13 protein-coding genes are annotated in these 13,661 nt (G+C 73.9%); 3 read left to right on the forward strand and 10 right to left on the reverse strand.

Features of this window, described 5'->3' with window-relative positions; genetic code table 11:
* The 7 genes from I4I78_RS05255 to I4I78_RS05285 form a co-directional block, all read right to left on the reverse strand.
* Positions 1 to 984: LLM class flavin-dependent oxidoreductase (locus I4I78_RS05255; RefSeq protein ID WP_308251912.1), on the reverse strand; the 984-nt coding region annotated here is incomplete at its 3' end.
* A complete protein-coding gene (locus I4I78_RS05260) occupies positions 974 to 2,368 on the reverse strand; it encodes an MmgE/PrpD family protein (protein WP_218610046.1) in 1,395 nt (464 codons plus the stop codon). The genes I4I78_RS05260 and I4I78_RS05255, both read right to left, overlap by 11 nt.
* A 54-nt stretch (positions 2,369 to 2,422) precedes the next feature.
* Positions 2,423 to 4,099: an amidase gene (locus I4I78_RS05265; protein ID WP_226379137.1), complete on the reverse strand. Its 1,677-nt coding sequence runs from the start codon at positions 4,097 to 4,099 to the stop codon at positions 2,423 to 2,425.
* The gene (locus I4I78_RS05270) at positions 4,096 to 5,271 is read right to left on the reverse strand and encodes an acyl-CoA dehydrogenase family protein (protein WP_218610047.1); all 1,176 of its coding nucleotides are present in this window, start codon (positions 5,269 to 5,271) and stop codon (positions 4,096 to 4,098) included. Before I4I78_RS05270 ends, I4I78_RS05265 begins: the two co-directional genes overlap by 4 nt.
* Entirely contained in the window at positions 5,271 to 6,476 is a 1,206-nt protein-coding gene (locus I4I78_RS05275) for a CaiB/BaiF CoA-transferase family protein (RefSeq protein WP_218610048.1), read from the reverse strand. Before I4I78_RS05275 ends, I4I78_RS05270 begins: the two co-directional genes overlap by 1 nt.
* On the reverse strand, positions 6,473 to 6,997 hold the full coding sequence (locus tag I4I78_RS05280; protein ID WP_218610049.1) for a MaoC family dehydratase: 525 nt from the start codon (positions 6,995 to 6,997) through the stop codon (positions 6,473 to 6,475). Before I4I78_RS05280 ends, I4I78_RS05275 begins: the two co-directional genes overlap by 4 nt.
* A gap of 58 nt (positions 6,998 to 7,055) precedes the next feature.
* Positions 7,056 to 8,513 carry an MFS transporter gene (locus tag I4I78_RS05285; protein WP_308251913.1) on the reverse strand — a complete coding sequence of 486 codons (1,458 nt, stop codon included), beginning with the start codon at positions 8,511 to 8,513 and terminating at the stop codon, positions 7,056 to 7,058.
* 123 nt (positions 8,514 to 8,636) lie between these two features.
* On the opposite strand from I4I78_RS05285, the gene I4I78_RS05290 reads away from it, so the two are divergent.
* Positions 8,637 to 9,476 (forward strand): FadR/GntR family transcriptional regulator, encoded by an 840-nt coding sequence (locus tag I4I78_RS05290; protein ID WP_218610050.1) that lies wholly within the window; start codon positions 8,637 to 8,639, stop codon positions 9,474 to 9,476.
* A gap of 31 nt (positions 9,477 to 9,507) precedes the next feature.
* On the opposite strand, the gene I4I78_RS05295 is transcribed toward I4I78_RS05290, so the two are convergent.
* Positions 9,508 to 10,095: an NADPH-dependent FMN reductase gene (locus I4I78_RS05295; RefSeq protein ID WP_218610051.1), complete on the reverse strand. Its 588-nt coding sequence runs from the start codon at positions 10,093 to 10,095 to the stop codon at positions 9,508 to 9,510.
* A 735-nt stretch (positions 10,096 to 10,830) separates the two neighbouring features.
* On the opposite strand from I4I78_RS05295, the gene I4I78_RS05300 reads away from it, so the two are divergent.
* Positions 10,831 to 11,088 (forward strand): hypothetical protein, encoded by a 258-nt coding sequence (locus tag I4I78_RS05300; protein WP_218610052.1) that lies wholly within the window; start codon positions 10,831 to 10,833, stop codon positions 11,086 to 11,088.
* Positions 11,089 to 11,480: 392 nt separating this feature from the next.
* Here I4I78_RS05300 and I4I78_RS05305 read toward each other — a convergent pair whose 3' ends face one another.
* The gene (locus tag I4I78_RS05305; protein WP_218610053.1) at positions 11,481 to 12,443 is read right to left on the reverse strand and encodes a TIGR03557 family F420-dependent LLM class oxidoreductase; all 963 of its coding nucleotides are present in this window, start codon (positions 12,441 to 12,443) and stop codon (positions 11,481 to 11,483) included.
* A gap of 349 nt (positions 12,444 to 12,792) precedes the next feature.
* Between I4I78_RS05305 and I4I78_RS05310 the strand changes: the two genes are divergently transcribed.
* Entirely contained in the window at positions 12,793 to 13,191 is a 399-nt protein-coding gene (locus tag I4I78_RS05310; protein ID WP_218610054.1) for an STAS domain-containing protein, read from the forward strand.
* On the opposite strand, the gene I4I78_RS05315 is transcribed toward I4I78_RS05310, so the two are convergent.
* Positions 13,188 to 13,661: a (2Fe-2S)-binding protein gene (locus tag I4I78_RS05315; RefSeq protein WP_218610055.1), complete on the reverse strand. Its 474-nt coding sequence runs from the start codon at positions 13,659 to 13,661 to the stop codon at positions 13,188 to 13,190. The two genes, I4I78_RS05310 and I4I78_RS05315, sit on opposite strands and share 4 nt — an antisense overlap.

A 13,661-nucleotide genomic window follows, 5' to 3' on the forward strand; every position in this document is an offset into this window, starting at 1 on the left:
CATGCCGGCCCAGTCCGTACGCAGCACGAAGTGGTTGACGCCGAGCTCGTCGCGCCACGGCAGCAGCGCCGCGAGGCAGTCCTCGGGGGATCCGACCACGAACCGGTCCTGCGCGAGCTCGTCGTAACCGGTCCGGAACGAGTCATTTCCGGGCAGGACACGGTCCTGGCCCCAGTCGGCGTAGACGGCGTACTTGCCGGCCAGGTGCGGGCGGGCCAGCTCGACCGCGCGCTCCCGGGTGGGCGCGCAGTAGATCTCGCGCATCAGCGGCAGCTCGCGCAGCGGACCCCGCCCGGCGGCCGCCCGCTCGGCGTGGAACAGCTCGAGCTGGCGCCGGATCGTCGACGTCGTGGCGTGCGGGTTGATCATCCAGGTGTCCGCGAGCCGGCCGGCCCGGCGGACGGCGGCGTCGGAGTTCGCGGCCATCCAGATCGGCGGGTGCGGGTCGGCCACCGGGCGCATCTCGGCCCGGACCCCGTCGAGCCGGGTCCAGGGCAGGTCGGCGTGCACCGGCTCGCCGCTCCAGAGCTCGCGCACCAGGCGCAGGTTCTCGGTGAACCGTCGCACCTTCTCCCCCGGCGGGATGCCGAACGCGGCGTACTCGACCTCGCGGTAGCCCAGGCCGACGCCGAACACCGACCGGCCGCCGCAGATGACGTCCAGGCTCGCGTAGGCCTCCGCGGTGTCGACCGGGTTGTGCAGCGCGAGCAGGTGGATCCCGGTGCCGACGGTCATGGTCCCGGCCTCGGCGGCGACCCGCGCGAGCCACGGCAGCGGCTGGATGTGGGCGAACGTCTCGGACAGGTGGTGCTGCCCGCCGAACACCGAGTCCAGCCCGCCGTCGCGGGCGGCGCGGACCAGGGCGAGCTGCTCGTCGAGGACCACGAGCGGGTCGGCGCCGATTCTCGTTCCGCTGCCGCTCCTCTCGGTGCCGGCGCGCCGCTGGTGGGTCAGGAACAGCCCGACCCGCACGTCATCCGGCACGGCAGGCCTCGGCGAACTCCGCGGCAGGGCGGTCGTCGCCCAGGCCGAGCACGGCGGCGCGCACGCGGTCGGCGGTGGCCCCGTCGGCGACCCGGCCGATCGTGCCGCGGAACTTCTCCTCGATCTCGGCGTTGCTCAGCGGGCGCTCGTCGTGGCCGCGGTTGACCTGCTCGCGGTGGGTCAGCACCCGGCCGTCGGCGAGCTCGATCTCGACGTCGCCGGAGTAGGCGGCCGGGAACGCGCTGTCCGGGTCGTCGCGCACCCGGACCTTCTGGGCCAGCGCGAGGATCCCGGGGTCGCCGAGCGCGTCGTCCTCCAGCTCGGCGAGGGTGAACCGGCCGCGGTGCAGCGACGCGGCGACCACGAACGGCAGGCTGAACTTGGCGTCGTACTCGTCGCGCGGGGCCCACTTCGCCGCCTCCGGCTCGCAGACCACGCGGCCCGGCACCGGGTGGATCGCGCACCGGATCTCGACGACGTCCTGCGCCCGGATCCCGTGCTCGTCGCGCAGCAGGAGCACGGAGTCGGCGAACGCGTGGATGAAGTGGCAGATCGGGTAGGGCTTGACCGCGGTGCGCATCAGCTCCCACGTCGTCCCCAGCCCGGCGCCGACCGCCTCCGGGTGCGTCTCCCGCCCGGCCAGGTGCGTGGCGTAGAGCCCGAACCGTCCCTCGTAGACGGCCGGCGGGCCGCTCCAGCCTGCCTTCGCGAAGCTCGCCGCGGTCAGCCCGGACATCGCCGCCCACCCGGGGTGCAGCCGCTTGGTCCAGGACCCGTCCTCGAGGAACTCCAGCAGCCCGGCCGACATCGACCCGACGACGCCCTGCGCCGCCGTCAGCGCGGCCGCGTCCAGCCCGGTGACCTTGCCGGCCGCCGTCGCCGCCCCGAACGCGCCGGCCACCGCCGTCGGGTGGAAGCCGACGTCGTGGAACCCGCCCGCGCCGCCGAGTCCGACCCGCGCCGAGACCTCGACGCCGAGGACGTAGGCCAGCAGCAGGTCCGCGGTGCTCGCACCGGTCGCGACGGCCGCGGACAGCGCGGCCGGCAGCGCCGCGGCACTGACGTGGGTGACGGCCGGGATGTGCGTGTCGTCGAAGTCCATGCCGTGGATCAGCACGCCGTTCAGCACGGCGGCGTCGCGCGGGGTGAGCCGGTCCGGCATGCCCAGCACCGGATGGTTCCCGCGGCCGAACGCGGCCAGCGCGTCGAGCGCCACCGCGGGGAACCCGTAGGCGGTGGAGGCGAACGCGAGGCCGACGGCGTCGAGCACCAGGTAGCGGGCACGTTCGCGCACGTCGGCCGGCACGTCGTCGAGCGTGGTGGCGGCCACGAACTCGCCGACCTGCCCGGCCAGCGAGGTGGGGGTGGGGGTGTCGAGCGTCACGGGTCCTCCTCGGGTGGGACGAAGATACGTCGGACATTTCCCGGCCGGAAGGGGTCAGCGGATCCGGTCGGTGATCGGCGGAGTGCGCAGGTGGTGGTCGGAGCGCTGCTGGAACCAGGCCGCGACGGCCAGCGCGAGGGCCTCGTGGTGCGGCGGCGCGATCAGCTGGGCCGAGACCGGGCAGCCGTCCGGGCCGAACCCGGTGGGCAGCGCCAGTCCGGGCGCCCCGGTGAGGTTGCCGAGCATCGTGGAGCGCGACTGCGCCGCGTAGAGCGGGTGCTCGACGCCGTCGACGCGGACGGTGCAGTCGGGCAGCACCGGCGCCGTGGACGGCGTCGTCGGCACCACGACCAGGTCGGCGCCGGCGAACACGGTGTCCAGCTCGGCCTGCAGCTCGACCCGGAACTGCAGCGCGCGCAGCAGGTCCGTCGCCGGCGTCGTGATTCCCTGGCTGATCCGGCGCACGGTGACCGGGTCGTACTCGTCCCATCCGCCGGCGTCGAACCGGTGCAGCGCCGCGGCCTCGGCGAACACGAGCTGGTAGCCGATCGGCAGGGCGTGCGCCGCGGACGGGATCTCGCCGGGCACGACCTGCGCGCCGCCGCGGACCAGCTCGTCGACCAGCGCGGCGAGCCCGTCGCGCACGGCGCCGTCGCAGAGTTCGGTGAGGTAGCCACCGGGCACCGCGACCCGCAGCCCGGCCAGGTCCGCGGGCACCGCGGGCTCGGTGAACGGCGCGAGCTCCCCGATCCGGGCGTCGGTCCCGTCCGGGCCGCGCAGCAGCGAGAGCAGCAGCGCCGTGTCCCGAGCACTTCGGGTCAGCGGGCCGACCGTCTCGGTCGTCCAGGACAGCGGCTCGACGCCGGTGCGCGGCACCGTGCCGGCCGTCGGCTTGAGCCCGGTCAGCCCGCACCAGGCCGAGGGCAGCCGCACCGACCCGCCGACGTCGGTGCCCACCCCGAACGGCACCACCCGGGACGCGACGGCGGCCGCCGTCCCGGTCGAGGACCCACCGGCCCAGCGCCGCGGGTCCCAGGGGTTGCGGCAGGCGCCGGTGAGCCGCGGATGCGGGCCGCCGACGGCGAACTCGGTCGTGGCGTCCTTCGCGATCGCGATCGCGCCGGCGTCCTCGAGGCGCGCGACGACCGTCGCGCTCCGCGCGGCCGGGGTGTGCCCGCGGCGCAGCGACCCCGCCGTGGTGGGCACGCCGGCCACGTCGATGACGTCCTTGACGGTGAACGGGACGCCCTCCAGCGGGCGCGCCGTGCCCTCGGCCCAGCGGCGGTCGGACTCCGCGGCGGCCCGGGTCGCGCGGTCGGCGAGCAGCGTGATCGTGCAGTTCAGCTCGGCGTGCGCGCGCTGCAGCCGGAGAAGGGCCGCGGCGACCACGTCGCCGGGGCGGACCCGTCCGGACCCGTACGCGCGGAGCAGGCCGGTCGCGTCCAGCTCGAGCGGCTCCCGCCCGTCGACGCTCTCCGCGGCGCCGCCGCCCGGGCGCGGGGTCCACGCCGGCGCGACGTGGGCGCGGTCGCGGACCCACCGGTCCCCGCGGGCCGGGTCCGCCGCCCCCGGGTCGACCGGGCGGTCGCGCAGCGCGGCGGCGGCCGCCTCGGCGCCGCTGACGGCGGCGTGCATGTCGGCGACCTGCGCGTCGTCGAGGTGGAAGCCCAGCCGTGCGGCCTGGGCGCCCAGCTCGGCGGGCCCGGGGACCGTCGCAGGATCCCCGCTCAACGGATCTGGGCCTTCCCGGCCAGCAGCGCCTTCGCGACGACGCCGCGCAACACGTCGTTGGTGCCCTCGCCGATCGACATCAGCGGGGCGTCCCGGTAGAGCCGCTCCACCTCGAACTCGGTCGAGTAGCCGTAGCCGCCGTGGATGCGCATCGCGTCGGTCGCGCACTCCAGCGCGGCCTCCGAGGCGAAGATCTTCGCCATCCCGGACTCGGTGTCCATCCGCACGCCGTCGTCCATCCGCGACGCCGCCCAGTACGTCATCAGCCGCGCGGCCTGCAGCTTCACCGCGATCTCGGCCAGGCGCATCTGCACCGCCTGGAACTCGCCGATGGGCTGGCCGAACGCCTCCCGGTCGCGGGCGTAGGACAGCGCCTCGTCGTAGGCCCGCTGGGCGATCCCGACGCTGCGCGCGGCGATGTTGATCCGCCCGGTCTCCAGTGACGACAGCGCCTGCTGCAGCCCCCGGCCCTCGACGCCGCCGAGCAGCTGCGACGACGGCACCCGCACGCCGGTGAGCACGACCTCGCAGCTCTCGGTGCCCTTGTAGCCGATCTTGCCGATGTCCTGGGTGACCTCGAACCCCGGCGAGTCCGCCTCGACGAGCAGGATGCTCATGCCCTTGTGCGCCGGCGTGGCCGACGGGTCGGTCTTGACCAGCACCGGCAGCGGGTCGGCGTGGCGCGCGTTGGTGATCCACATCTTGGTGCCGTCGACGATGTAGTCGTCCCCGTCGCCCTCCCGATCGCGCAGCGCGGTGGTGCGGATGCCCTGCAGGTCGGTGCCGGCTCCGGGCTCGGTGAGCGCGATCCCGGTGCGCCGCGCCCCGCTCGCCAGCTCCGGCAGGTACCTGCTCTTCTGCTCCTCGGTGCCGTGCCGGGCCAGCATCCAGCAGGTCACCGAGTGGCTGCCGAGGATGCCGGCGATGCCCATCCAGCCCCGGGAGATCTCCTCGAACGTGAGCGCGAACGACACCGTGTCCGCGGCCAGGCCGCCGTACTCCTCCGGCACCGCGAGCCCGAACAGGCCGAGCTCGCGCATCCCGGCGACGATCTCGGTCGGGTAGCGCCCGGAGTGCTCCCACTCCCTGGCCACCGGCACGATCTCGCGGTCGACGAACCGGCGCAGCGTCTCCCGGTAGAGCCGCTGTTCGTCACTGAGCTGGAAGTCCATCACTTCTCCCCGAGGGCGCCGGCCGCACGCAGCGCGGCGATCCTGTCGTCGTCGTAGCCGAGGCCGCGCAGGACCTCGTCGGTGTGCTCGCCCATCGCCGGGGCGGCCCGGGTCGGGGCGCGGTCGTCGCCGGGCGGGCCGACGCGCACCGGCGAGCGCAGCGACCGGACCGTCCCGTACGTCGCGTGCGGGGTCTCCGCGATCAGGTCCCGCTCCAGGGTGTGCGGGTCGGTCAGCGCGCCGGCCACGTCGTTGATCGGCGCGCACGGGATCGACGCCGCGTAGAGCGGGGCCAGCCAGTCGGCGACCGTGCGGGTCCGGAAGATCTCCTCGAGCAGCGGCAGGATCTCGTCGCGGTGGGCGTTGCGGTCGGCGAACGTGGCGAACCGCGGGTCTTCGGCCAGCTCCGGGCGGTCCATCACCACGACCAGGCGCTGCCAGAACTTCTCCTTCGGCGCGGCCACGACCAGCCAGCCGTCGGAGGCCTCGAACGCCTGGAACGGGATCAGCGACGGGTGCGCGGAGTGGCTGGTGCGGGCCGGTTCGTACCCGGCCGTCATGTGCCAGGTGCCGGGATAGGTGAGCAGGCTGACCGCGGTGTCGTAGAGGCTCACGTCGCAGTCGGTGCCCACTCCGTCGCGGCGTGCGGCGTGCACCGCGGCCAGCAGCGACAGCGCCGCGACGTACCCGCCGGAGAAGTCGACGAGCGAGAGCCCGGTCTTCTGCGGCGGCCCGCCCGGCTCGCCGGTCAGCGACATCCACCCGCCGAGGGCCTGCAGCACGTAGTCGTAGCCGGGCTCGCGCGAGCGCGGCCCGGTCATCCCGAACCCGGTCAGCGAGCAGCAGACGATCCTCGGGTTGACCTGCGCCAGGTCGGCGTAGCGGATGCCGAGCTTCTCCGGCACGTCGCCGCGCAGGTTGGAGTACACCGCGTCGGCGGTGCGGACCAGGTCGTGGAACACCGCGCGGCCCTCGGGGGTGCGGATGTCGAGCGTGATCGAGCTCTTGTCGCGGTTGAACGACTGGAAGAACAGCGAGTCGCCGTCGGCGGCGTAGGGCGGGACGCTGCGCCCGACGTCGCCGCCGTCCGACGGGTCCTCGACCTTGACGACGTCCGCGCCGAGCTCGGCCAGGTGCATGGTGCCGAACGGGCCCGCGCCGTACTGCTCCAGCGAGATGATCCGGACGTCTTCCAGAGGTCTCATGCGCCCTCCACCGTGAGCGGGGTGGCGGCCTGCGGGAACAGCGACTCCGCCGCCTGCGCCCCGCGCCGGTGCACGTAGAACGCCCGCTTGAACGACAGCACCTCGACGGCGTCCTGGTTCAGCGTCCGCGTCTTCACCGACACGATGCCCGCCTGCGGCCGCGAGCCCGAACCCCGCATCCCGAGCACGATCGACTCCGACCAGATCGTGTCCCCGACGAACACCGGCGCGGTCAGCCGCAGCTCGTCCACGCCCAGGTTCGCGAACGCGTTCTGCGAGGTGTCGGTGACCGACTGGCCCATCGCGATCGCGATCGTCAGCGGCGAGACGACGAGCATCCGCCCGAACTCCGAGGACTCCCCGACCTGCGCGTTGAAGTGCGCCTGGTTGGTGTTCATCGTCAGCAGCGTGAACCAGGTGTTGTCCGTCTCGGAGATCGTGCGCCCCAGCGGGTGCTGGTAGACGTCACCGACCTCGAAGTCCTCGTAGAACCGTCCCTGCCAGCCCGGCCGCACCGCCATGCCGTCTCATCTCCCTTGCTCGACCCGTCCCGGACGTTAAAACGTCTGACATTTCGAGTCAACGGGGCGCGATGCCGTGCTCGATCTCCTCCAGCCGCCGGTTCGTGGTCCGCTCGCCCCAGAGCCGCATGACGACGCCGAGCAGCAGCGCCGCGATCGCCAGGTAGACGTAGACGGCGACCATCCCGGCCCCGCTGTAGAGCGCGGCCACCAGCACGCCGCCGACGACGCCGGCCAGGCGCCCGGACCCGTTGGCCACCCCGGAGCCGAGCCCGCGCAGGTGCAGCGGGAACACCTCGGCGATGTAGGTGTAGAGCACCGCGACGCCGGTCTGCATGAACATCGCCGCCAGGAACCCGCACACGACGATCGCGACCGGGTGGTCGATCAGCCCGAACAGCAGCAGGAACACGGCCACGAGCGACTGCACGGCCAGCAGCACGCTGCGCCGCTCGAACCGGTCGACGATCGGCATCGCCAGCAGCGCCCCGGGCACGGCGGCGATCGCCAGGACCGAGGAGAACGTCAGGCTCTCCGCGGTGGTGTAGCCGCGCTCGACCAGCAGCGTCGGCACCCAGGAGCTGAACCCGTAGAAGGACAGGATCAGGAACACGCACGACACGGACGCGACGAGCGTCCGGCGTCCGGTGGCGCCGCGGAGCAGCTCGGAGAGCCGGCCGGGCACCACCGGCCGGTCCGGCACCGGCTCCGGCAGCGGCGCACCGGTGATCCGCTCCGCGTGCTCCTCCATCCGCGCGACGAGCTCCACCTGGCGCGGGTCCGGGGTCCGGCCGTGCGCGGCGCACCAGCGCACCGACTCCGGCAGCACCCGCAGCGCCACCACGCCGCCGACCGCGCCCAGCGCACCCACCACGAAGATCCAGCGCCACGCGCCGTCGCCGAGCGGGACGACCGCACGCGCCACCCACGCCGCGATCGGCACCCCGGCCAGCCCGATCGCCAGCAGGAGCGCCTGGTAGCGGCCGCGCAGGGCGCGCGGGAACATCTCGCTGACCCAGACCAGCAGCACCCCGGTCATGGCCTGCAGCCCGAAGCCGGTGAGCACGCGCAGCGCCCCGAGCGTCCCCGGGTCCGGGGCGAATGCGCTGAGCAGCGAGAACAGCGAGTAGAGGAAGACCGCACCGATCAGCACCGGACGGCGGCCGAACCGGTCGGAGAGCCGCCCGCCGACGATCGCGCCGACGAACATGCCGACGAAACCGGCCGAGGTGATCGCCCCGACGCCGCCGATGGACAGGCCCCACTCGGTGCGCAGCGCGGGCGCGGCGTAGGCGAACGAGTTCAGGTCCACCAGGTCGAACACGAACAGGAAACCCAGCAGGCCGATCCAGCGGCGGTGCACCGGCGTGATCACCGGGACCCTGTCCAGCCGGGCGGCGAGGTCCGGTCCGGCGGTGTGCGTACCGGACGATCCGACGGTGGCCGACATGGTTCTGCGCTCCTCACCGAGCGACGCGCGCTCCCCCGCGCCGCCGACGTCGGTGTCGGCGGTCACACGACGACCGTAAATGTCTGACTGTTTACGGACAAGGGCTGCCGGGGTCCCGCCGAGATCGGTGGGACGGCTGCGCGCGGGTACGCTGCGCGAGCCCTACACGACCGCTCCGGAGGTGATCCCATGTCGCCCGGCCAGGAACCCGGCACCACGGACGCGGGGACGCCGGACGCGGACGCGCCCGACCGCCCGGCAGCGGACCGCCCGGCTGCGGGTCACGCGGCGCCGTCCGCCCGGTTACGGGTCCAGCGCGTCCGCCCGGCCTACCGGCAGGTCGCCGACGACCTCCGGGGGCAGATCATGCGCGGCGCCGTGGCCGCCGGGGAGCGGTTGCCCAGCGAGCCCGACCTCGCCGTCGCGTTCGGGGTCAGCCGCAGCACGGTGCGCGAGGCGTTGCGGGTACTGGCCAGCCAGCACCTGATCGAGACCCGGCGTGGGGTGCGCGGCGGGTCGTTCGTCGCCGCACCGGACCCGGCGCGGGTGGTGGAGGACGTCGGCGGCGCGCTCGGTGTCCTGGTCACCACGCCGCACCTGCGGATGGAGGACCTGCTCGAGGCCCGGCTGCTGCTCGAGCCGGCCGCCGCCCGGCTGGCCGCACAGCGCGCGGACCCCGAAACCGTCGAGGCGGTCCGGATCGCCGCGCAGGCCCCGCGGGACCCGGAGGACCCGACCGGGTTCGTCCCGCACATGGACTTCCACACCACGGTGCTGATGGCGACCGGGAACCTGATGTTCACGATGATGGGCCAGCCGGTGCACGACGTGCTGCGCACCCAGCTCGACCGCGACCGGGTCGCCCGCAGCGAGTGGGACGAGGTCGACGAGTGCCACCGGGTGATCGCCGGGCACATCGCGGCCGGGGAGGACGCGGCGGCCGAGGAGGCCATGCGCGGCCACCTGCTGGACCTGCGCGTGCTCTACCGCCGCGCGGCCCGCTGGCGGGGCCCGGACCGCAGCACCTGAGCGGGCGGCCCGCCATGGACGGGCCCGCCGCTCACGCGTCGTTCAGCGACTTGCGGGGGATCTTCGGGTAGTCCGTGCCGACCAGCTCGCGGGGCATCCTGGCGGCGAACTCCACCACCGTCGCGGACAACCTCCGCAGCTGCTCCCGGATGCCGTCGTCGACGAGCTCGCCGCCGGCGAAGTGCCCGTTGTTGGCGTAGACGGCGCCGGGGACGGCGTAGGCGCGGAAGAACCCGACCAGCGGCTTGAGCTCGTGCTCGATCGCCAGGAAATGGTGGTCGGTGCCGCCGGTGGCGACCAGCCCGACCGGCTTGCCCTCCAGGGCGTCGTTCGGCAGCACGTCGAACAGGTTCTTCAACCGGCCGGTGTACCCGCCGCGGTACATCGGGGTCCCGACGATCAGCGCGTCGGCCGCGACGACCCGGTCGATGACCGCGCGCGTGTCGCCCTCGTAGGCCGCCGGGTCCCGGCCGTCGCTGAACACGACGTCGTGATCGCGCAGGTTCAGCACCTCGGCGGAGACGTCCGGGTACGACCCGGCGTGCTCGACGGCGATCTGCACCGCCATCAGGGTCTTCGACGCGACCGACGGACTTCCCGAGATACCCAGAACCTTCATCAGAGTGCGCGCGCTCCCCGCGTGTCGACCGTTGCACCGTGCCGCCCGGACGTTACAAGGCGAAGCCCGTCCGGTGCCCGTCTCACCCGGGCCGCCTCCGGGTGCCGCCTCCGGGTGCCGACTCCGGGTGGCGGGCACCTGATCCGGCTCCGCCTCGTTGTACCGGGTACGGGCCGCCGATCCGCGACCGCGAGATGAAACATCTCCGGGCTCCGGGACGACAGTCATTGTGGAGGGGCGCTCACGTATCGGCCCCGTGTCGCGGCCGAGACCGGGCCGCGATCTTCGGCGACCGCTCGCCGCGGGCAGCGATCCGCTCGACGGCCGCGCGGTTCGATCACGGGAACGTTGCGATCCACAGTTCATCCCTCCGCCGGGCAACCCCTGCGGGATCGGTCCCCCCGGTGTCGCACCACGAGCCCGGGCGCGGGTCCACCCTGGACCATCGGACGCCCGGCCCTTCCCCCGCAGGACGATCACCGGATCGGTGCCGGCGCGGCCCCGTCGAACCTCCTGCCCGCCACGGTGATCGCCGTCGCCGGACGAGCGGTACACCTGATCGGCTGCGCCGAAACAGGTGATTGTCGACCACGCTGCGTTCCGGACAGCATTCGCGGCGTGATCACCGGATGGCTCGCCGCCGGTCCGCGCTCCACCGGAGCACCGCGTTCGCCGGACGGGGCCACACCCGGGGGTCACACGTCCGAGACAGGAACTGGGAAGGGAAGTGGATTCATGAACAATCGCGTTCGGGTCGCCATCGGGGCCGCCGTCGTCGGAGCGGCCGGCCTGGGGATGTCGGGGATGGCGCTGGCCGGTACGTCGTACGACGACGGCCACTCGTCCTCCGCCGGGCACGTCGCGACCTCAGCCACCCACGACGACGGCGGCGAGGGCCGGACCGGCCTCGTCGGCGGCGTTCTCGAGGGTGTCGGCGGGCTGCTCGGCGGCGTCTGGGAGGCCGCCGGACCGGTGGTCGACGGGCTGCTCTGATCGGGACCGGCCCGGGATCGACGTAAGGACAGTACGTCGATCCCGAGCCGGCACCGCATTGTCCGCCCGTGGGTGCCGGCCCCCTGGGGAGGGGCCGGCACCCGGCCGGGCTTCCGCGCACCGGTCGCCGACGCCGGGACGCGCCGCGTCACGAGGTGGGCGCGAACGCTCCGCGGACCGCGCGCGCGTGATCGACATGACGGCCTGAGAGCGGCCACACCTGTGCGGTGGGCCGGACCACGACTCGTCGGACCGGGTCTCGCGCTGCGCGCGGTGCCCGCCCCGGGAGGTCCGACGCCGGCCGGCCGAACGCCCCGGCCCGGCGGCGTCGTCATGTCGCCCCTCTCGCGGGCGAGCTCACCGCGGAGGGCCGTAGCTCCGATCTCCGGGCCTCAGCCGGCCAGTGCCCGGACCGGCCCGGACAGCTCGGAGGCGAAGAAGTCGAAGAACCCGTCCGGGTCCGGCCCGGCGTTGATCAGCGCGAGACGGTCGTAGCCGGCCTCGGCGAACTGGCGGACGACGCCCATGTGCGACTCGACGTCGGGACCGGCGCCGAACACCTCCCGCATGTCGTCCTGGCGGACGAACGCGGTGGCGGCCTCGAAGTTGCGCACGTTCGGCAGCTCGGACTGGATCTTCCAGCCGGTCGGTCCGAACCGGAACTTCTCGTGGGCGGAGTCGATCGCTGCCTGCTCGGTCGGCGCCCAGGCCAGTGGGACCTCGGCGTAGCGGGGCCCGGTCCCGCCGGCGCCGCGGTAGGCGTCGACGAGGTCGGTGCGCGGCTCGGTGACGAACAGCGCGTCACCGAGCTCGGCCGCGATCCGGGCGGCCCTCGGCCCACCGGCCGCGACCGCGATCAGCGGCGGGGTCTCGGGAAGGTCGAACACCTGCGCGTCCTCGATCCTCAGGTGGTTGCCGCGGTAGGTGCGGTAGCCGCCGGACCAGAGCAGCCGGATGATCTCCAGCGCCTCGCGGAGCATCTCGTGCCGGACGCCGACCACCGGCCACTCGGCGCCGGTGATGTGCTCGGAGAGCCGTTCGCCCGACCCGACGCCGAGGACGAACCGTCCGTCGGAGAGCAGCGCGGTCGTGGCCGCGGCCTGGGCGATGATCGCCGGGTGGTAGCGGACGGTCGGGCAGGTCACTCCGGTCGCCAGCTCGATCCGCTCGGTCCGGGCCGCGATGGCGGCGAGCATCGACCAGGCGAAACCGGAGTGCCCGTGGCTGTCGAGCCAGGGATGGAAGTGGTCGCTGATCTCGACGAAGTCGAATCCGGCCTCCTCCGCCCGCACGGCCTGGCGGACCATCTCCTGCGGGGAGAAGGCCTCTGCGATCAACTTGAACCCGATCTGCACAACGCGTCCTCTCGTGGGTGGGCGTGCGGGGCGTACCCGGTGACGACCGCGGTCAGTCCTTCCCCGGGCCGGTCACCCGCGCCTTGCGCCACACGAGATCCTTCACACGCCCTGGTCTCCCCGGTGGCGCCCGGCGTGCACCTTGTGTGACGCGACACCGCTCTGACGTGCACGGACGGCGGATCCGCAGCCCCGGAAGTGCCTGTGGACAGCAGCGACGGGATCGGTACGGTGGAGAAGTCCGCAAGTCAGCCGAGGTGCCCGGTGGGACGTACGCGATCGCGGTCGCGTGGAGCGCCGGCACCCGTCGTCTCCTCCGGAGGGCCGTGCCATGGGCGGTGAGCCGCTGGTGAGTACCGAGCAGCGCACCGGGACGACCTGGCCGCAGGCCGAGTCGCGGGTCCGCCTGGACGAGTCGGCGCCGCGGGCCGGCGTCCGGGTGCTCGCGGTGGCCGGCGAGATCGACCGCACGGAGGCCGAGGAGATCCTGGAGCGGCTGGTCGGGCTGCTCGGGGCTCCGGACGCGCAGCTGGTCGTGCTCGACCTCGCCGCCGTGCGTTTCATGGGCTCGCACGGCCTCACGACCGTGGTGCACGCCCAGCGGAGCGCCGCGTCGCTCGGCCGGACCCTGCGCGGCGTCACCGGCGCGGCGAACCGCGCGGTCTCGCGCCCGATCACGATGACCGGCCTGGACCGGGTCATCGACTGGTTCCCGAGCCTGAGCTCGGCGACCGCCACCGAGCGCTAGGCGGGCGTGTCCCGGGCATTGCCGGCGGCCTCGACCGCGTCGACGATGCCCTGGTAGCCGGTGCAGCGGCAGATGTTGCCGGCCATCTCGGCGCGGATCGTCTCCCGGTCCGCACCCGGGTGGGTGTCCAACAGGTGCGCCGCGGTCATCAGCATGCCCGGCGTGCAGAAGCCGCACTGCAGGCCGTGGTGGGCGACGAACGCCTCCTGCAGCGGGTGCAGCGCGCCGTCGCCGTCCTGCAGTCCCTCCACGGTGGTCACCTCCGCGCCGTCGGCCTGCACCGCGAACATCAGGCAGGCCCGCGCCGGTGCGCCGTCGACGAGCACGGTGCACGCCCCGCAGACGCCGTGCTCGCAGCCCAGGTGGGTACCGGTGAGGCCGAGGTCCTCACGCAGCGCGTCGGCCAGCGTGCGGCGCGGCTCCACGTCGACGTGCGCCCGCTCACCGTTGACGATCAGGTGGACGTCCAT

Source organism: Pseudonocardia sp. KRD291, from assembly GCF_019263595.1.
Classification (GTDB): domain Bacteria; phylum Actinomycetota; class Actinomycetes; order Mycobacteriales; family Pseudonocardiaceae; genus Pseudonocardia.